The sequence below is a fragment of the Acinetobacter sp. WU_MDCI_Abxe161 genome, assembly GCF_025514355.1.
Lineage (GTDB): Bacteria > Pseudomonadota > Gammaproteobacteria > Pseudomonadales > Moraxellaceae > Acinetobacter > Acinetobacter pittii_E.
This window is the reverse complement of the sequence record NZ_JAHPTU010000005.1, coordinates 205156-223157: the sequence shown is the minus strand read 5'-3', so window position 1 is coordinate 223157 and position 18002 is coordinate 205156. Positions and strand designations below refer to the sequence as shown.

17 protein-coding genes are annotated in these 18002 nt (G+C 39.5%); 8 read left to right on the top strand and 9 right to left on the bottom strand.

Annotated features, from left to right (window positions below):
* Window positions 1-56 precede the first annotated feature (56 nt).
* On the bottom strand, window positions 57-734 hold the full coding sequence (locus tag KTI78_RS07955) for a DUF1345 domain-containing protein (protein ID WP_016142312.1): 678 nt from the start codon (window positions 732-734) through the stop codon (window positions 57-59).
* 258 nt (window positions 735-992) lie between these two features.
* On the bottom strand, window positions 993-1898 hold the full coding sequence (gene hcaR / locus KTI78_RS07950; RefSeq protein ID WP_224992342.1) for a DNA-binding transcriptional regulator HcaR: 906 nt from the start codon (window positions 1896-1898) through the stop codon (window positions 993-995).
* Window positions 1899-2552: 654 nt separating this feature from the next.
* Here hcaR and KTI78_RS07945 point away from each other — a divergent pair.
* Window positions 2553-3605: an MBL fold metallo-hydrolase gene (locus KTI78_RS07945; RefSeq protein WP_262445718.1), complete on the top strand. Its 1053-nt coding sequence runs from the start codon at window positions 2553-2555 to the stop codon at window positions 3603-3605.
* 65 nt (window positions 3606-3670) lie between these two features.
* On the opposite strand, the gene katG is transcribed toward KTI78_RS07945, so the two are convergent.
* The 3 genes from katG to KTI78_RS07930 all read right to left on the bottom strand — a co-directional run bounded on the left by katG (window position 3671) and on the right by KTI78_RS07930 (window position 9222).
* A complete protein-coding gene (katG, locus tag KTI78_RS07940) occupies window positions 3671-5827 on the bottom strand; it encodes a catalase/peroxidase HPI (RefSeq protein ID WP_262445717.1) in 2157 nt (718 codons plus the stop codon).
* A gap of 529 nt (window positions 5828-6356) precedes the next feature.
* Window positions 6357-8651, bottom strand: a complete 2295-nt coding sequence (gene ptsP, locus KTI78_RS07935) for a phosphoenolpyruvate--protein phosphotransferase (RefSeq protein WP_016142308.1) — start codon at window positions 8649-8651, stop codon at window positions 6357-6359.
* Window positions 8652-8736: 85 nt separating this feature from the next.
* Complete coding sequence (locus KTI78_RS07930) at window positions 8737-9222, bottom strand: RNA pyrophosphohydrolase (protein ID WP_000567255.1); 486 nt, start codon at window positions 9220-9222, stop codon at window positions 8737-8739.
* 182 nt (window positions 9223-9404) lie between these two features.
* On the opposite strand from KTI78_RS07930, the gene KTI78_RS07925 reads away from it, so the two are divergent.
* On the top strand, window positions 9405-10055 hold the full coding sequence (locus tag KTI78_RS07925; RefSeq protein ID WP_262445714.1) for an HAD family hydrolase: 651 nt from the start codon (window positions 9405-9407) through the stop codon (window positions 10053-10055).
* A 4-nt stretch (window positions 10056-10059) separates the two neighbouring features.
* Here the strand turns inward: KTI78_RS07925 and KTI78_RS07920 are convergent, their stop codons facing one another.
* Both KTI78_RS07920 and KTI78_RS07915 read right to left on the bottom strand, forming a co-directional pair.
* Complete coding sequence (locus tag KTI78_RS07920) at window positions 10060-10920, bottom strand: LysR family transcriptional regulator (RefSeq protein WP_016142306.1); 861 nt, start codon at window positions 10918-10920, stop codon at window positions 10060-10062.
* A gap of 115 nt (window positions 10921-11035) precedes the next feature.
* A complete protein-coding gene (locus KTI78_RS07915) occupies window positions 11036-11290 on the bottom strand; it encodes a DUF2061 domain-containing protein (protein ID WP_199984189.1) in 255 nt (84 codons plus the stop codon).
* Window positions 11291-11527: 237 nt separating this feature from the next.
* Between KTI78_RS07915 and leuC the strand changes: the two genes are divergently transcribed.
* From leuC to leuB, 4 genes are all read left to right on the top strand, one after another.
* Window positions 11528-12946, top strand: coding sequence for a 3-isopropylmalate dehydratase large subunit (gene leuC, locus KTI78_RS07910; RefSeq protein ID WP_262445712.1), 1419 nt, complete (start codon window positions 11528-11530; stop codon window positions 12944-12946).
* Between the two features lie 18 nt (window positions 12947-12964).
* A complete protein-coding gene (gene leuD / locus KTI78_RS07905) occupies window positions 12965-13612 on the top strand; it encodes a 3-isopropylmalate dehydratase small subunit (RefSeq protein WP_016142303.1) in 648 nt (215 codons plus the stop codon).
* 112 nt (window positions 13613-13724) lie between these two features.
* Window positions 13725-14309 carry a hypothetical protein gene (locus KTI78_RS07900; protein WP_016142302.1) on the top strand — a complete coding sequence of 195 codons (585 nt, stop codon included), beginning with the start codon at window positions 13725-13727 and terminating at the stop codon, window positions 14307-14309.
* 38 nt (window positions 14310-14347) lie between these two features.
* The gene (gene leuB / locus KTI78_RS07895; RefSeq protein WP_002114882.1) at window positions 14348-15427 is read left to right on the top strand and encodes a 3-isopropylmalate dehydrogenase; all 1080 of its coding nucleotides are present in this window, start codon (window positions 14348-14350) and stop codon (window positions 15425-15427) included.
* A gap of 52 nt (window positions 15428-15479) precedes the next feature.
* Here the strand turns inward: leuB and KTI78_RS07890 are convergent, their stop codons facing one another.
* On the bottom strand, window positions 15480-15887 hold the full coding sequence (locus KTI78_RS07890) for a hypothetical protein (RefSeq protein ID WP_262445708.1): 408 nt from the start codon (window positions 15885-15887) through the stop codon (window positions 15480-15482).
* 174 nt (window positions 15888-16061) lie between these two features.
* Between KTI78_RS07890 and KTI78_RS07885 the strand changes: the two genes are divergently transcribed.
* Window positions 16062-16433, top strand: a complete 372-nt coding sequence (locus tag KTI78_RS07885) for a lysozyme inhibitor LprI family protein (RefSeq protein WP_238514556.1) — start codon at window positions 16062-16064, stop codon at window positions 16431-16433.
* 51 nt (window positions 16434-16484) lie between these two features.
* Here KTI78_RS07885 and infA read toward each other — a convergent pair whose 3' ends face one another.
* Window positions 16485-16706 (bottom strand): translation initiation factor IF-1, encoded by a 222-nt coding sequence (gene infA, locus KTI78_RS07880; RefSeq protein ID WP_001284370.1) that lies wholly within the window; start codon window positions 16704-16706, stop codon window positions 16485-16487.
* A 263-nt stretch (window positions 16707-16969) separates the two neighbouring features.
* On the opposite strand from infA, the gene KTI78_RS07875 reads away from it, so the two are divergent.
* Window positions 16970-17980: an AraC family transcriptional regulator gene (locus KTI78_RS07875; RefSeq protein WP_016142299.1), complete on the top strand. Its 1011-nt coding sequence runs from the start codon at window positions 16970-16972 to the stop codon at window positions 17978-17980.
* Window positions 17981-18002: the final 22 nt, after the last annotated feature.

The following is an 18002-nucleotide window of genomic DNA, read 5'->3' as shown; positions in this document are numbered from 1 at the left end:
TACTATTCTTAAAAGTCACCCAAAAGGGTGGCTTTTTTGTTGTTTGAATAAAGATTTTAGTTGGTAAGAAAGCCTGCAGCTACATTAATACAGATCGCTAAAATGGTAGTATTAAATCCAAAAGACAACACTGCGTGAAATAAGTTTAAAAGGCGCATATGTTTGGTGGTAATTGATACATCGGCAGTTTGTGCAGATGTACCAATAATATAACTAAAATATAGAAAATCAGGATAAGTGGGGTGTTGTGTTCCCGGGAAATCTAACCCTCCATTTTCTTCATTTCTAGACAAAGCCATATAAAAATCATGGGCATAATGTAGGGCAAAAACGGTATGCATAAAAAGCCATGCAGAAACAATGGTGAGTAAAGCTAAAGCCACATGACCTAACTTAGCAGAACTGTCCGAAGGGAGCTGTGATAGTTGAATGAGGATCGCAACCAGACACATGGTTAAGGCCAATAAAACTATCAGCATAATGACCCATTTGCTTTCATCTTGTTTTTTAGCTTGCTGTTGCATTTGTGAATGATCGGCACTTTTCATGAGTTGCCAAACATGGAGTAAATAAATGCTAACCGAAGCATTCCAACTGACTAATAAAATAGTTGACCATTTCCATGAAGTTAACCATGTCAAAATACTGGCTGTAATCACTCCCATCAATAAAGCAATAAAGAAATGAGGGCGGTTTTGTACACTACGTCCAAGATGTTGAAATATACCAACCATTTTTCCTTATCTCCTTTTATTACGTAATACATATATTATTTTTTTATTGAATGGTGAAAATAATATTCAGTTTTATATAGATTTTATTCCAATTTCTTTCAGTTATATATTATGAGATGTGTGCTTTTACTCAAATGGTAAAATAGAACAATAATCAAGATTAGACTATTTATAAAAAGTATAAAATAAATAGAAAGAATATTTATTTATACTTTTTTATAAAGATAGCCTTATTAATAATAAAATTATTTTTGATAATTAAGCGTGATTTAAGTTTTTATCGAGATGAAATACTTTAGTGAGTTGATCAATAAATTTTTGCACACCTACAGATTGTGAGTTTTTACGGTAATTTACAAATAAATCAAGTGTCGGCAACTCAACGTCAAGTGGACGAACGACCGTATTTTTGATTCCTAAAGGTGCCACGTAGGCGGGTAAAATTGTACAACCTAATCCAGAGCCAAGAGAGTTAATATTGAAGAGCATACTGTCTGCTTTTTGAACAATATTGAGATCGATATTGTGAGTCTTAGCGAAGTCTAAAATCGTGTTGTGTAATGTTTGTGATTGTTCGGCAGCGGGAATAATAAAATCAATGCCTTGTAAAGCATGTACGGGAATTCTTTCGTATTGAGCAAGCGGATGATTTTTAGGAAGCAAGAAAATTAGGGGTTCAGTTAAAACAAATTGGCTTTGGATTTCATCACTATCTGTGTTTTCACGGGTAAAAGTGATGTCTAATTCACCTTTTTTTAAGGCTTTAAGCTGTTCGGTATTGTTTAAGTTAGATAATTCAATAGTAAGGTCGGGGTGTTGTAGTCGTAGGTTAGGAAGAACGTAAGGGAAAATTTTCATTTCTGCGATGGGGACGAAACCGATACGTAAGAGTTGCTGTTTCGCCTTTGAAACCTGCCGTGCCATAGCAACCGCTTTTTCGGCTTGAGCAAGGGTGAGCCGAGCATGCTCTAAAAATACTTCACCTTCTTCGGTTAACTCAACTTTGCGTTTTGTGCGGTTTAAAAGTCGTACACCGACATCTTCTTCTAAATCTTTAATTTGCTGGCTAAGGGAGGGTTGTGCAGTGAAAAGTTTAAGAGCGGCTTTACTAAAATTTAATTCTTCAGCAACGGTAATGAAATATCGGAGATGGCGTAGTTCCATAAGACTAATCCAAAAAATGTCTTACTATGATTTAAGTGAAGTATAAAGCATAAATAGATATAGCGTGAAGGTGCTTTAGGTATTTATAAAATAAATGGAATTTTAATTTTCATTAAAGATTTAATATAGGGGAGTAGGCTTTAATAATTCATAAAATATATTATTGATTAGTCAACAAATACATTATCTTTACTTAATCAAAGAATTTTTTAAATGTTTTGAATATTCATTTAAGAAATTCTCATAATATGCAAAAACGAGAATAATATAATAATTTTATAACTTGTAGGCCGCCTAAATCTACTGAACTGTAATTGTTACTAAATATATTATTTTTTTTTGAGCAAACTAATTCAAAGTTAAAAATTGGAAGCGATAAAGAGGAAACAGTACGGTTCTAGGGTGGCTTTAGGCATTCTATAATTGTTATGTTATACAATAGGTCTTAATAAGAATGGTAATTACTGACGCATAAACCCAACACATCTATGTGTTTTTTATGGCACTCTAATTCGACTTAGGTTGGCTGTGTCCACGGTAAAAAGGATATTTATATGATAAATAAGTGTAAGTGCCATAGCTTAATTTCTTTTAATCGTTAAGATAGAAACCTGAACACATCCATTCTGCTGATGCTAAAACATAGAAAAGCCCATGAAAGACAAGCCGACATTAACATATCAATTGCCGACTCAGTCCTGTTGGACGCATACATGGATAAAACCTCCTTTTTGTCATCCCGAGTCTGGGCATGAAACGGATACGCGTTTTTATAATCAACAGCCTAAATCACGTGCACGTGGTTCAAAAGAGTTATTGCGTTGGTTAGTTACGCGTGAGTCTTTTACATGGAAAGTAGATATTCAAAGTGAATATGAAACCCGCATAAATACGGCTGTAGCATTGCCACAAAATCGACCTCAAGCAGATTTAGATGATTGGCAAGTTTGGTTTGTTGGGCATGCAACTGTGCTGATTCAGATCGGACCTTATAACTTTATTACTGACCCAGTGTGGTGTGATTATGCTAGTCCCTCCCAAGGACGTGGACCACGCCGTGTATGCCCTGCAGGATTTGCACTAGAGCAATTACCGACAATTCATGGTGTTCTACTCAGCCATAATCATTATGATCATATGGATTTGGCTACGCTGGAATGGCTACACAAAAAATTCGCAATGCCAATTTACACTGGACTCGGGAATGGGTTTTACCTACCAAAAGAATTTCATGTGATTGAAATGGATTGGTGGCAAGAAATTCCCTATCACGAATTAAGAATAATCTATACACCTGCACAGCATGGTTCAGGTCGTGGTTTACGTGACCAAAATAAAGCACTCTGGGGAGGCTTTTCGGTTGTGGCTAAAACAGGTCATTGTTTCTTTGCGGGTGATACCGGTTATGCGGGGCACTTTAAGCAAATTCATGCTCGTTATGGTGCACCACGTGTAGCCTTACTTCCAATAGGTGCGTATGAGCCTCGTGAATTGATGAGCTATGTACATATGAATCCACAAGATGCGCTACATGCACACTTTGATTTACAAGCTCATCGTTCTGTTGCGATTCATTATCGGACTTTCCAGTTGACTGATGAGGACAGAGAAGATCCAGAGCATGCTCTAGGTCAAGCAATTAAAGCATCGTCAAAGCTTGCAAATCCTTTTTATTGCATTCGGGAAGGGCATAAACTGACTGTTTAAAACTTAATATTTGATATGAAAAAAGCCAGTTCAATTTGAACTGGCTTTTTATTATTTTGACAAAATTATGCTAAGTCAAAACGGTCAAGATTCATAACTTTAGTCCATGCAGCAACAAAGTCTTGAACAAATTTTTCTTTACCATCTGCTTGAGCATAAACTTCGGCCAATGCACGTAAGATTGAGTTTGAACCGAAGACTAAATCATTACGTGTTGCAGTAAATTTTACTGCGCCTGTTTTACGGTCTTTGCCTTCAAATACTTCGCTTGTTGAATCAACAGGTGCCCATACAGTGGACATGTCGAGTAAGTTCGTAAAGAAGTCTGTGCTGAGTACACCAACTTGCTGAGTGAATACACCGTGTTGTGAACCATCCCAGTTAGTGCCTAGTACACGTAAACCACCAATCAATACTGTTAACTCTGGTGCAGTCAAAGTCAGTTTTTGTGCTTTATCAATTAATAATGCCTCAGTTGATGCGCTGATGCCGTCTTTTTTCCAGTTTCTAAAACCATCGGCAAGACCGAGAAGTAATTGGAAAGATTCGACATCAGTTTGACTCTGTAATGCATCAACACGACCCGCGGCAAATGGAACGCTAATATTGAAACCTGCCGCTTGAGCAGCTTGCTCTACGCCAACGTTACCTGCAAGCACAATTAAGTCAGCTAATGACAGTTGAGTTGAGGCTTTGAGTTCTTCAATTTTAGTTAAAGTCTCAACAGCTTTTTTGTTTACTTCCCATTCACGTTGTGGCGATAAAGCAATACGTGCGCCGTTTGCACCGCCACGCTTGTCTCCACCACGGAAAGTTGACGCTGAAGCCCAACCAAGAGAAACCAACTCACCAGCAGATAGCCCTAGTGCAACGATTTTTGCTTTTGCATCATCAATACTAGCAGAAGACGGAATCGTGTTAGCAGCCGGTAATGGGTCTTGCCAAATTAAATCTTCAGCCGGAACTTCAGGGCCTAAATAACGTGCTTTTGGTCCCATATCACGGTGAGTTAATTTGTACCACGCACGGGCAAAAGCATTGGCAAAGGCTTGTGGATCGTTAAGGAAACGACGAGAGATCTTTTCAAACTCAGGATCAAAACGTAAGGTCAAATCTGTAGTAAGCATTGTTGGCTTACGTTTAACTGATGGGTCGAATGGATCTGGGATGATCGCCTCAGCATCTGCTGCTACCCATTGAATTGCACCAGCAGGGGAACGTTCTTGTACCCACTCGTATTTGAATAGGTTTTCAAAGAAGTAGTTGCTCCATTGGGTTGGCGTTTGTGACCAAATGACTTCTAAGCCTGAAGTGATCGCATCTTTACCAACACCAGTACCAAAACTGTTTGACCAGCCAAAGCCCATTTGTTCAATTGACGCTCCCTCAGGATCAGCCTGAACATGGTCAGCAGAGCCAGCACCATGGGTTTTACCTAAGGTATGACCGCCTGCGATCAAAGCAACAATTTCTTCATCATCCATTGCCATATTGCCGAAAGTCGCGCGAATAAATGGCGCAGCTGATTTAGGGTCACCGCTGGCTTGTGGACCTTCAGGGTTTACATAGATTAGACCCATTTCAGTTGCAGCGAGATTACTACCTTCTAAAGCTTCTGAGTTACGATGAGCTAACCATTCTTTCTCATCACCCCAGTTTACGTCGTTGTCTGGTTCCCAGACATCTTCACGGCCTGCGCCAAAACCGAAAGTGCGGAAGCCCGAAGACTCAAGTGCGATGTTTCCAGCAAGGATAAATAAATCTGCCCACGATATTTTTTGACCGTATTTTTGTTTAACTGGCCATAATAAGCGGCGTGCTTTATCTAGGCTTGCATTGTCAGGCCAACTATTTAAAGGTGCAAAACGTTGTTGACCACGACCAGCACCACCACGACCATCACCCATACGATAGGTGCCGGCAGCGTGCCATGCTAAACGGATAAATAAGCCTGTATAATTTCCCCAATCGGCTGGCCACCAATCTTGAGAATCGGTTAACACATTTTTGATATCAGCTTTGAGTGCATAATAGTCGAGTTTTTTAAACTCTTTACGGTAATCAAAATCTTTACTGAGTGGATTAGAGCGTTCTGAATGTTGATTCAGTAAATCAACGCGTAGTTGTTTTGGCCACCAGTGTAAACTAGGCGTGCCACCACCGACTGTTACCTCTGGTTTTGATTTATGGCCTGAAAAAGGACATTTTGATTCGTCTGACATGGTTATATTCTCTCTGGGTAATAATTATTGAGCTCTTAGTAAAAATGTTAGGGCTCATTTTCCTGGACTTCTGGTTTAAAAACTCATGTTTATCAAATAAAGAAATGAGTGAACAAATGGTGAGAGAAACTGTTTGAAAAGTCTTTTCACTAAGATGTCAGCCCATTATTTTTTATTTAATAATGCATCAGATTCCTTTAATTGTTATTCCTCCAATTTACTGCATGAAGGTTAAAAAACAAGAGGAAAAATAAGATGAAACCTGTGAATAACGATGCATAGAATTACCTCTTCAATTGTTGGAACAACGTAAGATCTTTTAATAACGCTCTTTAAATATACTAGGAGTCGGAGTCTTATTTTTCAAATGGATTAAACTGTCAATATTGATTTGAAAAACCGATTATATGTTTGTTTAAAAGGTTTGAACGAGATAAATATTGAAAAAGAAATTTTTTATATTTAGTTGTAGTAGAAGCTATCTTAAACAAAATAAAGGAGAGCATTGCTCTCCTTTATCGTTTATATATTAAACGTTTACGATTCGATTCGATTTGACCATATCAGCTAGGCCATGCGTTTTAAAGTAGTACTCAAGCCAGCTTTTTACAATGAGTGGATTATTCATTTTCATGACATCATCCAGTAACTTTTGTGCATCTGTCATCGGAACATGACAAATTGCTTTTCGTACTCGCAAAATGTTACTCGAACTCATTGAAAGGGTATTAAAGCCCATCGCCATGAGCAAAATTGCCGATAATGGATCACCCGCCATCTCACCACAAATACTGATAGGTTTTTTATATTCATGGCATTCTTTAACTAAGCGAGTTAGCGCACGTAGAATGGATGGATGGAAGTGTGAGTAAACGTTGGCCACATGTGGATTATTACGGTCAACCGCAAGTAAATACTGTGTTAAGTCATTTGAACCGACCGAGAAGAAATCGACGAGTTCAGCAAACTCATCAATTTGTAGCAGTACGCTCGGCACCTCAACCATAATGCCAATTTTCGGCTTGGTAATTTTAACTTGCTCTTCTTCTTGCACCGCAATCCAGTCACGTTCAAGCAAATAAAGTACTTCTTCGACTTCACTGACTGTAGTGACCATTGGCAATAAAATATGCAAATTATTTAAACCAATACTGGCTTTGAGCATGGCGCGTATTTGTGAAGAAAAAATCTCAGGATGATCAAGCGTGAAACGAATACCACGCCAGCCTAATGCTGAGTTTTCTTCTTCAATACTGAAATATGGCAGGTCTTTATCTGCACCGATATCCAGAGTTCGCATCACCACAGGTTTGTTGGCAAAGTGACTCAACTGTTGACGGTAGATTGCACGTTGTTCTTCTTCACCCGGAAAACGTTCCCGTAACATGAAGGGAATTTCACTTCGGTAAAGACCTACACCTTGAGCACCGCGTTGTACACCGCGGACTACGTCAATCATGAGGCCTGTGTTTACATAAAGTTGAACGGACACGCCATCTGGAGTAATCGCTTCTTTGGTCTCATATTGTTTGAGATCCTTTGCGATCTGTTCATCTTCTTTTTGAATTTCTTTATAACGTTGGCGTAAACGACGTGGAGGATTAACAAAAACACGGCCTTGATAGGCATCCACGATCATTTCTGCGTCATCAAGTGTGTTAACAGGCAGTTCAGTTACACCAACTACGGTCGGAATACCTAAGGCACGAGCCACAATCACCATATGTGAGTTGGCAGCACCTTCTGATGTCACAATTGCTGCAATATTGTCTACAGGCAGCTCTACGAGTGCCGCAGTACTAATCTCTTCACCAATTAAAATACTGTCTGGGCTGAGTTCACGGTGGCTAGAATCTTCTTCTTGTAAACACGCTAAAATACGTCGTCCTAAATCTTTAAGGTCAGAAACTCGTTCACGAAGATAATCATCTTCCATTTGTGCAAATAGGGCAGTGTGCTTTTCAATAACACGACGTACTGCACCTTGTGCCCAATGTCCATCACGGATGAGTTCTTTAATTTCTGCTGGTAAAGCATTTTCATCTAGCATTCTTAAGAAAACACTAAATAAAGCGCGCTCTTCAGCCATTAAAGAATCATGCATTTTTTCATCTAGAGAGCGAATCTCTGAACGAACTGATGAAATGGCTTGATCTAAAATTCGGAGTTCATCGCTAATATCTTCTGCTTCACGATCGGGTACAGAACCCAAATCAGCAGGTGGATATAAAATAATAGCGCGACCTAAAGCAACACCGCCTGCACCTGAAGCACCTTGGAAGGTTTTATAGGCAGGGCCATTACTTGGTTTGCGAAATACATCAATATTTCCAACTGCATGAGCGTGGGCAATCACGCCAGAAAGCTGAGCACAGAGCGTAACTAAAAAAGACTCGGCTGCTTCGCTAAAATCTTGAGGAAGTTTGTTTTGGACAACCAAAACACCCATAACCTTACGGCGATACATGACAGGTACACCAAGGAATGAGTTATAAATTTCTTCGCCTGTTTCAGGTAAATACAAGAACCGTTCATGTTTTGGTGCATTGTCAAGGTTAACAATTTCTTCACGCTGCCCAACCAGACCGACCAAGCCTTCACCGAGCTGCAAAGATACGTGGCCTACAGATTCTGGATTTAAGCCTTTAGAGGCCATCAATACATAGCGCTGGTTACGTTCATCGAGTAAATAAATAGAGCAAACATCCACTTTCATGGCTTCAGCAACCTGATTGACCATGATGTCTAACGATTCATGCAAACTGACGGACGCATTAACCTCTTGGACAATGCGCCGTAGAGTGTCGAGTTGCATGTTTGACATGGATGTATACTCCAGTATTTTTTTAGACTATGAATGTATTTATAACAGCACTTTTAATAAAAATCATTTGCTAGATAAATGATTTTTAGGGTAATTGTTGCATCGGCAACTGTGTACACAACTCCACCATGGCTTTACGATAAACATCACGCTTGAAGTTCACCACTTGGCCAAGAGGATACCAATAGCTAACCCACTGCCATTCATCGAATTCGGGCGGGTCGGAGAGGTTTAACTGAATATTTTTTGCAGGCGCAGTTAACTTCAGTAAAAACCATTTTTGTTTCTGTCCGATACATACGGGGTCAGAGTCTGACCGAATGTACCGATGTGGCAAACGATAACGCAGCCATCCTTTGGTTTGCGCAATAATCTGGACATGTTCGGGCAATAAGCCGATTTCTTCTCTCAGTTCTCGAAAAAGTGCCTGTTCAGGGGTTTCTCCAAACTGGATGCCTCCTTGTGGAAATTGCCAAGCATTGTGACCAATGCGCTTTGCCCATAAAACCTGTCCATCATCGTTTGCCAAAATGATCCCGACATTCGGTCGGAAACCTTCTGAATCGATCATTTGGCTACCTAAATATTGTCTATATCGTTGACTTTAATCGCGGGGACAAACACTTTTTTATGTCCAGCTCGAAAAGATCAAAGTAAAATGTTTAAATTGCTACGATCTTAACGAATTTCTATCGACTAGCGGAGATAGATTTACATTTTTTTTCTTAAATTTCAGTTTAAACGAGAATTTTCATGAAACTGGCGTTGTTTGATTTAGACCATACCTTGTTAAATACCGATTCAGACCATTCTTGGGGTGAATTTTTAGTCAATGAAGGTTTGGTTGATCCGGTTCATCATCGTCAGATGAATGATAAATTTTATGAAGATTACAAAGCAGGGCAACTTGACCCATATGCTTATAATGAATTCGTTTTTGGCTTTTTAACCCAGCATGACAATAATTACTTAACAGAACTCCACCAATTGTTCATGCAAAAAGTGATTCGCCCGCAAATGCGTCCAAAAGGTTTTGCTGCAATCAAAAAACATCAGGATTTAGGGCATACGATTGTCGGAATTACTGCAACAAGTGATTTTATTACTGCACCAATTTTCCGTGAATTTGGTATTACTGAAATTTTAGCGACCAATGCTGAAGTTGCTGATGGAAAATATACTGGGAAAGTTGCTGGTTTAGCATGTTATCAAAAGGGCAAACTCGCACGTCTAGATGATTGGTTGGAAGGTCGTAGCGTGTCTGAGTCTTGGGCTTATTCCGATTCAATCAATGACCGTTTTCTACTTGAATATGCAACGCATGCAATTGCAGTAAATCCTGATGATCGCCTTGAAAAACTGGCTCAAGAAAATAAATGGGAAATTCAGGACTGGTCAATTTAATTGACTACTCCTGCATCATTTTAATCAGTTCCTGCATGGCTCTAGATTGAGTACGTGCAGGATGCCACACCATGCCTAATTGACGATTCATCTCAACATTTAAATCAAGCTGCTGCATATCCTGATTCAGCAAAGTTTTGGGTAAAACTGACCAACCTAAACCAATCGACACCAACATGCGAATAGACTCAAGAGGGTTATTGCTCATGGTGATTTTTGGTTTGAGCCCTTGTTTTTCAAACTCAGCTAAAGTGATTTGAGCAGTGTAAGTTTGTGCAGCTGGTAATAAGCTTGGATATTCAATTAAATCTTGTAAGGTGAGATTCTTTTTTTGAGCCAGTGGATGAAATGGAGCGGCAACAAAGACTAAAGGATCATTCCAGATCGTAATGTAGTTAAGACGCTCATCACCTGAAGGTGGAAGCGTTAAAAATGCTAGCTCTAAATCACCAGCCAATACTTGTTCATGTGCTTGCTCTGAATCAACAAAATGCACATCTAAGGTGACTTGAGGAAATTGCTGAACAAAGTGTTTAAGTGGTGCAGGTAAGTGATGCAAACCAATATGATGACTCGTACCGACTTTTAAGCGGCCTTGCACCTGCGTTTGTTCATGGCTAAGCGTATGGTGAATATCACCCAGCTCATTGAGCCAGTTTTTAACCTTAGGTAATAATGAATGTGCAGCATGAGTTGCTTGAACACCTCGGCCTGCGGACTCAAAAAGTTTTACACCAAAATATTCTTCTAAGCTATGAATTCTTTTGGTAACAGCAGGTTGAGTAATAAATAACTGATCTGCTGCCACAGAGATAGACCCTGTTTCCATAACTTTTACAAAAGCTTCAAAGGCTGCAAGATTCATAATACAACTCAACTTGGAATAGAAAAATCGAGAGGCTAAAGTTGCCAAGCCAAAATCGTATCATGCTTGCAGCGAATCGAGTGAGAAAGTTGTGAATTACCGCACTAATCTTAGTCTAAGCCGCTGTTTCTTTTTCAGCTAAGGCTGATACACGGCGATCTTTAGCTGCCCATACTTTTTCATGGAAGAAAAAGGCAAAAGCTTGTACGGTTGGTTCAAGCATACTTAATGTTAAAGCCATCCAGATATTACCTGTTACAAAGTATGCGACTAGCATCGCTACACTAATATGCATAATGTAATAGCTTAAGGTTTTCTTTAAGGTACGTTGATTATTTATAACGAATTTTTGAATATTAGCCATGATCATTCTCTTTAGCCACTTTAGATATTTTTAGTATAGAGAGTAGAGTATAAGATTAAAAATTGATTATGCAAATGATAATCATTAACAAAAACGATTTATTAAATATGATGTATCTGAAAAGGATTATGATTAATTCCAAAAAGTTTTCTAATTTATAAAAATGATAAATTAGATTTATGTGAAACTCTGGCTATAATCGAAGAAAGATTAGAATTACCCAGTCCAATGGAGCAAGACGACATGGCAGGCAAAACTTTATATGACAAATTGTGGGATGACCACGTTGTTTCACAGCGTGATGATGGCTCATGTTTACTTTATATTGACCGTCATTTATTGCATGAAGTGACTAGTCCACAAGCATTTGAAGGTTTGCAACTTGCGGGTCGTCAACCATGGCGTTTAAGTGCAAACGTTGCGACACCGGACCACAACGTTCCAACATCTAAAAAAGAACGTGACCAAGGTATCGCCGGTATTGAAGATGATACATCCCGTATTCAAGTTCAAACCTTAGATGACAACTGTAAAGCTTTCAATATCGTTGAATTTAGCATCAATGATATTCGTCAAGGTATTGTGCATGTGGTTGGACCCGAACAGGGCTTAACCTTGCCGGGCATGACAGTTGTATGTGGTGATTCACATACAGCAACTCACGGTGCTTTCGGTTGCTTGGCGCATGGTATTGGAACATCTGAAGTTGAACATGTGTTAGCAACACAATGTTTGATCCAGAAAAAATCTAAAAATATGTTAGTACGTGTAGATGGCGTATTGGGCAAGGGCGTAACACCAAAAGATGTGGTGTTAGCAATCATTGCTAAAATTGGTACTGCTGGTGGTACAGGCTATGCAATCGAGTTCGGTGGTCAAGTGTTCCGTGATATGTCGATTGAAGGACGTATGACGGTATGTAACATGGCAATTGAAGCCGGTGCCCGTGTTGGTATGGTTGCAGTCGATGACAAAACTATTGAATATGTGAAAGGCCGTAGCTACGCACCAAAAGGCGAGCAATGGAAACAAGCCGTTGCTTACTGGAACACATTGCATTCAGATGACGATGCTGTGTTTGATGCCGTAGTTGAGTTAAATGGTGCGGAAATCGAACCACAAGTATCTTGGGGAACTTCACCTGAGATGGTTATTCCGGTCACTGAAGCTGTACCAACTTTAGAACAAGCGAAAGATGATGTTCAGCGTAATGACTGGACACGTGCTTATCAATATATGGGTTTAAATGCAGGACAGGCATTAGGTGATATTCAACTTGATCGTGTCTTTATCGGTTCTTGTACCAACTCTCGTATTGAAGATATCCGTGCTGCAGCTGAGGTAGTTAAGGGCCGTAAGGTAGCTTCTACCATTAAGCAAGCTATGATTGTTCCGGGGTCTGGTTTAGTTAAACAACAGGCAGAAAAAGAAGGCTTAGATAAAATCTTCTTGGAAGCTGGCTTTGAATGGCGTGAACCAGGTTGTTCAATGTGTTTAGCAATGAATGCAGATAAGTTACAACCGGGCGAACACTGTGCATCGACCTCTAATCGTAACTTTGAAGGCCGTCAAGGCAATGGCGGTCGCACTCACTTAGTGAGCCCGGCAATGGCGGCAGCTGCTGCAATCGCTGGTCACTTCGTTGATGTTCGTTCATTTTAATTCGGTCTGGAGCAAACCATGAAAGCTTATACAGTTGAACAAGGTATCGTTGCACCCTTAGATCGTGCCAATGTCGATACAGATTTAATTATTCCAAAACAGTTTTTGAAATCAATCAAACGTACAGGTTTTGGCGACAACTTATTTGATGAGCTTCGTTATTTAGATGAAGGTTATCCGGGACAAGACAATTCAATACGTCCCAAAAATCCGGATTTCGTTTTAAATCAGCCTCGCTATCAAGGCGCAACCGTTTTAATTGCTCGTACTAACTTTGGTTGTGGTTCAAGCCGTGAGCATGCGCCTTGGGCATTAAATGAATATGGTTTCCGTACTGTTATTGCGCCAAGCTTTGCTGATATTTTCTTTAATAACTGTTTCAAAAATGGCATGTTACCTGTCATTTTGTCAGAAGAAATTGTTGATCAGTTATTTAAAGAATGCGCTGCCAATGACGGATATCAATTAACAATTGATTTAGCAGCTCAAGAAGTACGTACGCCAACAGGTGAAGCTTTTAAATTTGAAGTTGATCCATTTCGTAAGCATTGCTTGTTAAATGGTTTGGATGATATTGGTTTAACTCTTCAAAATGCGGACGCAATTCGCGCGTATGAAGAAAAAACTAAACAAGTTCGTCCTTGGGTATTCCAAGAGTTAAATTAACCTTTTGGTACATTTTAAACATAGCCATGGCGTAGCGTTCAAACTCTTGCTAACATGCTAAAGCATAAAAACACCTTAGAATTATGCACTAGATGAGGATTGGGCTTGAACAATGAAGAGGAACGTTACTCATAGCTTTTTGTTGAGCCTGTGCGCAATAACACTCAGTGCTTGTCAAAGCACTTACAATGTAGTGGATACTGTCCGTATTAAGCAGGCTGAACAAGAAAATTTGGGGCAGAATGCAGCAATATATTGTTCGGGCGCGAAGAGTTGTGAATTTGAACGACTAAATGATATTACTGTAGTAGATGCGCAAACACGAAGAATTAGTAATCAGGCAATTCATCAAGGAATTGTGAGATTACAAGGTTCAGTGCTTAGCGAAACTAACAGCTTATATTTATCTGTGCCTGCTAAACAATATGAAGTGGTGATCCGTTTCTATCCGATTTCTCCAGATCGGGCTGAAACAATTCATGTTATTCACCAATTTAATGCCAACCATCGCTATACATTTAAAATGTACCGAGACAAAACTAACCGTTCGGGTAGTTTGCTGAATGTTTCTGTACCAGATCCATTATGTGTTGACTTAGAACAAGATGAGCATGTAGTTCGCCGTTTTTGTCGACCATTTGATGTTACAACAGGACTAGGTGAATTCCTCGAACAGAAAAAACTAACACCGCGGTAGTTGTAACGCTGCTTGTCTTTGGAAAATGGAAAAAGTTCATGTCTAAACAGATTTTAATTTTAGCTGGTGATGGTATTGGTCCTGAAATTGTTGGGGCAGCAGAAAAAGTATTAAATACAGTAAATGAAAAATTTAATTTATCGTTAACTTGGGAACATGGCTTACTAGGCGGCGCGGCAATTGATGCGCATGGCGAACCGTATCCAGCTGTAACGAGTGAACAGGCAAAAAAAGCAGATGCAATTTTATTAGGTGCGGTAGGCGGACCAAAATGGGACACCATTGAGCGCTCTATTCGTCCTGAACGTGGTCTGTTAAAAATTCGTAGTGAACTTAACTTGTTTGCTAACTTGCGCCCAGCGATTTTATATCCACAATTAGCAGATGCTTCTAGCTTAAAACCTGAAATTGTTGCGGGCTTGGATATTTTAATTGTTCGTGAATTGACTGGCGGGATCTATTTCGGTCAGCCACGTGGTATTCGTGAACTCGAAAACGGTGAGAAACAAGGCTATAACACTGACGTTTATTCTGAAAGTGAAATTAAACGCATTGCAAAAGTGGCTTTTGAACTTGCAGGATTACGTGGTGGTAAGGTGTGTTCGGTAGATAAAGCCAACGTTTTAGAAGTAACAGAGCTTTGGAAGCAAACAGTTACTGACTTACAGCAAGCGAATTATTCAAACATTCAGCTTTCACACATGTATGTTGATAATGCTGCAATGCAACTTGTGCGTGCGCCTAAACAGTTTGACGTGATCGTAACGGGTAACTTATTTGGCGATATCTTATCTGATGAAGCAGCAATGCTTACAGGTTCAATCGGTATGTTGCCATCTGCATCATTAGATGAAAATGGCAAAGGTATGTATGAGCCTTGCCATGGTTCTGCACCTGATATCGCGGGTCAGAATGTGGCGAACCCATTGGCAACAATTCTTTCAGTTGCAATGATGCTTCGCTATACATTCCGTGAAGAAGCTGCTGCAAAAGCAATTGAAGATGCAGTAGGTCAAGTACTTGATCAAGGCTTACGTACAGCGGATATTATGTCTGAAGGCATGACAAAAGTTGGTACAGCTGAGATGGGTGAGGCAGTTGTCGCTGCTCTTGCTTAAAAGCTTCTTATAAAAAACGCAGCTCAACGCTGCGTTTTTTTGTGCCTATGTTTTAGCAGGCTTTACCTTCATATTGAATAGACTCAGCAATATCATTCTTAAGCTGAAAAATAACTTTGCAGTTGAAATTCAAATCATAAGAATTGCCACTCAAATTACCTGATTGTATGGGAACAGAACCGCCTCTCATATCGACATTACTCACCATCGGGATTGGGATGCTTAACGGACGTAAAATCGTATAGATGAGCTGGTTGGATGTTTTTTGTGGAGTGCTAGCGACTTGAAAACCAAGACTACGTAAATTGATATCTTGTTGAATACTAGCAGATGATTTACCTAGAAAGCCCTTTAAATATTCCTGTAAATCTACAGATTGGTGTAGGTGGCTAGCACAACCGTTAAGATAAATCATTATGAAAGACAATAAGCCAATCTGGCATCGGGTATATATGTTCATTTTTCTCACTATGTAAAATTATATTTATTATTAAAGAACAATAGGTTGTATTTACAAGCTTGTAAAGTAAAAAAGGAGGATTATGATAAATGGAAGGTAAATTTGTCTTTCGATTTATCATTGCATTCGTACCACTTTAAAAATAATTTCATAGAAAACTTAAGGAAGAAAAGAATGAGAAAAATAGTTTTTGCTTTTTTATGCAGCTTTGGAATGACTTCGGTCTATGCAGATAACTGTGATAGTGCCCGCAATACTTACGATGATATCTACTGTACAAATAAAATTTATGCGAGCGCTGATGCAGATCTGAATAAGAATTATCAAGCTCTACGAGTAAAGTTAAACACCGCGCAGAAAAATATTCTTAAGAAGTCTCAACTTGCATGGATACGTCAACGTGATGCCGAGTGTACAGATTCAAATAGGAATAGCGTAGACGTGCAATGTCGTTTACAGACAACGCAGGAAAGAAACCATTGGCTGCAAGAAAGATTGCGTGAATGCCAAACGGTAGGATGTAAAACCAGTCGCTTAAATGAATAAATGACGCAATAAAAAAGCCACATCATAAAGTGGCTTTTTTGCATTCACTAATTAGCGAGCACGGTACGTAATACGACCTTTAGTTAAGTCATATGGAGTCATTTCGACTTTTACACTGTCGCCAGTAAGAATACGAATATAGTGTTTACGCATTTTACCAGAAATGTGTGCAATAACTTCGTGACCGTTTTCAAGACGTACACGGAACATCGTATTAGGAAGCGTTTCGGTGACAACGCCTTCGAACTCAATGAGTTCCTCTTTATTGGCCATAGCCTACCTGATGATCAAATTGGAAAGGCGCAAATTATAGTCAATTTTTTTAAAAAAAACAAGATAGACACACTTCTGCTAAAGCATCTGGTTAAACTATGACTAATCAAAAAAGATGTAATTTTTTTCACAAAAGCTGAGTAATTCTGTTGTCAGTTTGGTCAATCAACGCTAATCTAAAATCATAGTTATTAGGGACTGTTAATTGCATAAAGGTCAACAGCCCTAAATATCAATGAAGTATCTACATGGAAGGGCACTGCGTGGGTCAGCTAACAGATGCATCAGTTGTATTACGCTTTGGCTATCAAGCGATTCGTCGTGCGGGATTGCCAACAGAAGAAATATTAACCAAAGCGGGAGTTGCTTTAAATCAGGTCGATACCAATGCACGTACACCGTTAAGTGCACAGTACGCCTTTTGGACTGCCGCTCAGGAAGTCAGTAAAGATCCAGACATCGGTCTGCATTTAGGTGAGCATTTGCCTTTGTATCGAGGGCAGGTGATTGAACATCTATTTATTAGTAGTGAAACCTTTGGTGAAGGCTTAAAACGAGCTTTAGCTTATCAACGACTCATTAGTGATGCATTTGATGCAAAACTAGTGGTTGAAGAAGGACGTTGTTATTTAACCAATGGCGAACAGATTGGCGCTGACAATCTAGTCAACCGTCATTTTTCCGAATGTGCAATTTCAGGCATACTTAGATTCTTTAAATTCATTACCGAAGGACAATTTCATCCTATCTTCATCGATTTTAATTTTAGTGAAGGTGCTTCTGAGGATGAATATTTCCGTGTATTCGGCTGCCCAGTTAGCTTAGGTCAGAAAGAGACACGTTTATATTTTGACCCTGCTATTTTAGATTTCCAGCTTTGGCAAGCAGAGCCTGAGTTGTTGCAATTGCATGAGCAGCTCGCAATTGAAAAATTGCAAGAACTGGCCCGTTATGATTTGGTGGGTGAAGTTCGCCGTGCAATTGGTTCAACACTAGAAAGCGGAGAAACCACGTTGGAAACGGTGGCTGCTCAGTTGAATATTACTCCGCGTCGCTTACGTACTCAGCTCAGTGAGGCGAATACCAGTTTTCAACAAATACTTTCTGACTATCGTTGCCGTTTGGCTAAAAAGCTTTTGGCAAATACCAACGAGAGTGTTGAGCGTATTGTGTATTTAACTGGTTTCTCTGAACCAAGTACGTTCTATCGTGCATTTAAGCGTTGGACGAATGAGACACCGGTTGAGTACCGTAAGCGTAAACAACACCGGTAGAAACATACAGCATTGGGCTAAG

Excerpts from the sequence above, each read along its gene's own strand:
- hcaR (WP_224992342.1), bottom strand. The coding sequence starts at position 1,898 with ATGGAACTACGCCATCTCCGATATTTCATTACCGTTGCTGAAGAATTA.
- KTI78_RS07915 (WP_199984189.1), bottom strand. The coding sequence starts at position 11,290 with ATGATCATGGCTAATATTCAAAAATTCGTTATAAATAATCAACGTACC.
- leuB (WP_002114882.1), top strand. The coding sequence starts at position 14,348 with ATGTCTAAACAGATTTTAATTTTAGCTGGTGATGGTATTGGTCCTGAA.
- KTI78_RS07955 (WP_016142312.1), bottom strand. The coding sequence starts at position 734 with ATGGTTGGTATATTTCAACATCTTGGACGTAGTGTACAAAACCGCCCT.
- KTI78_RS07885 (WP_238514556.1), top strand. The coding sequence starts at position 16,062 with ATGAGAAAAATAGTTTTTGCTTTTTTATGCAGCTTTGGAATGACTTCG.
- infA (WP_001284370.1), bottom strand. The coding sequence starts at position 16,706 with ATGGCCAATAAAGAGGAACTCATTGAGTTCGAAGGCGTTGTCACCGAA.
- leuD (WP_016142303.1), top strand. The coding sequence starts at position 12,965 with ATGAAAGCTTATACAGTTGAACAAGGTATCGTTGCACCCTTAGATCGT.
- KTI78_RS07890 (WP_262445708.1), bottom strand. The coding sequence starts at position 15,887 with ATGAACATATATACCCGATGCCAGATTGGCTTATTGTCTTTCATAATG.
- KTI78_RS07945 (WP_262445718.1), top strand. The coding sequence starts at position 2,553 with ATGAAAGACAAGCCGACATTAACATATCAATTGCCGACTCAGTCCTGT.
- KTI78_RS07900 (WP_016142302.1), top strand. The coding sequence starts at position 13,725 with ATGAAGAGGAACGTTACTCATAGCTTTTTGTTGAGCCTGTGCGCAATA.
- katG (WP_262445717.1), bottom strand. The coding sequence starts at position 5,827 with ATGTCAGACGAATCAAAATGTCCTTTTTCAGGCCATAAATCAAAACCA.
- ptsP (WP_016142308.1), bottom strand. The coding sequence starts at position 8,651 with ATGTCAAACATGCAACTCGACACTCTACGGCGCATTGTCCAAGAGGTT.
- KTI78_RS07925 (WP_262445714.1), top strand. The coding sequence starts at position 9,405 with ATGAAACTGGCGTTGTTTGATTTAGACCATACCTTGTTAAATACCGAT.
- KTI78_RS07930 (WP_000567255.1), bottom strand. The coding sequence starts at position 9,222 with ATGATCGATTCAGAAGGTTTCCGACCGAATGTCGGGATCATTTTGGCA.
- leuC (WP_262445712.1), top strand. The coding sequence starts at position 11,528 with ATGGCAGGCAAAACTTTATATGACAAATTGTGGGATGACCACGTTGTT.
- KTI78_RS07920 (WP_016142306.1), bottom strand. The coding sequence starts at position 10,920 with ATGAATCTTGCAGCCTTTGAAGCTTTTGTAAAAGTTATGGAAACAGGG.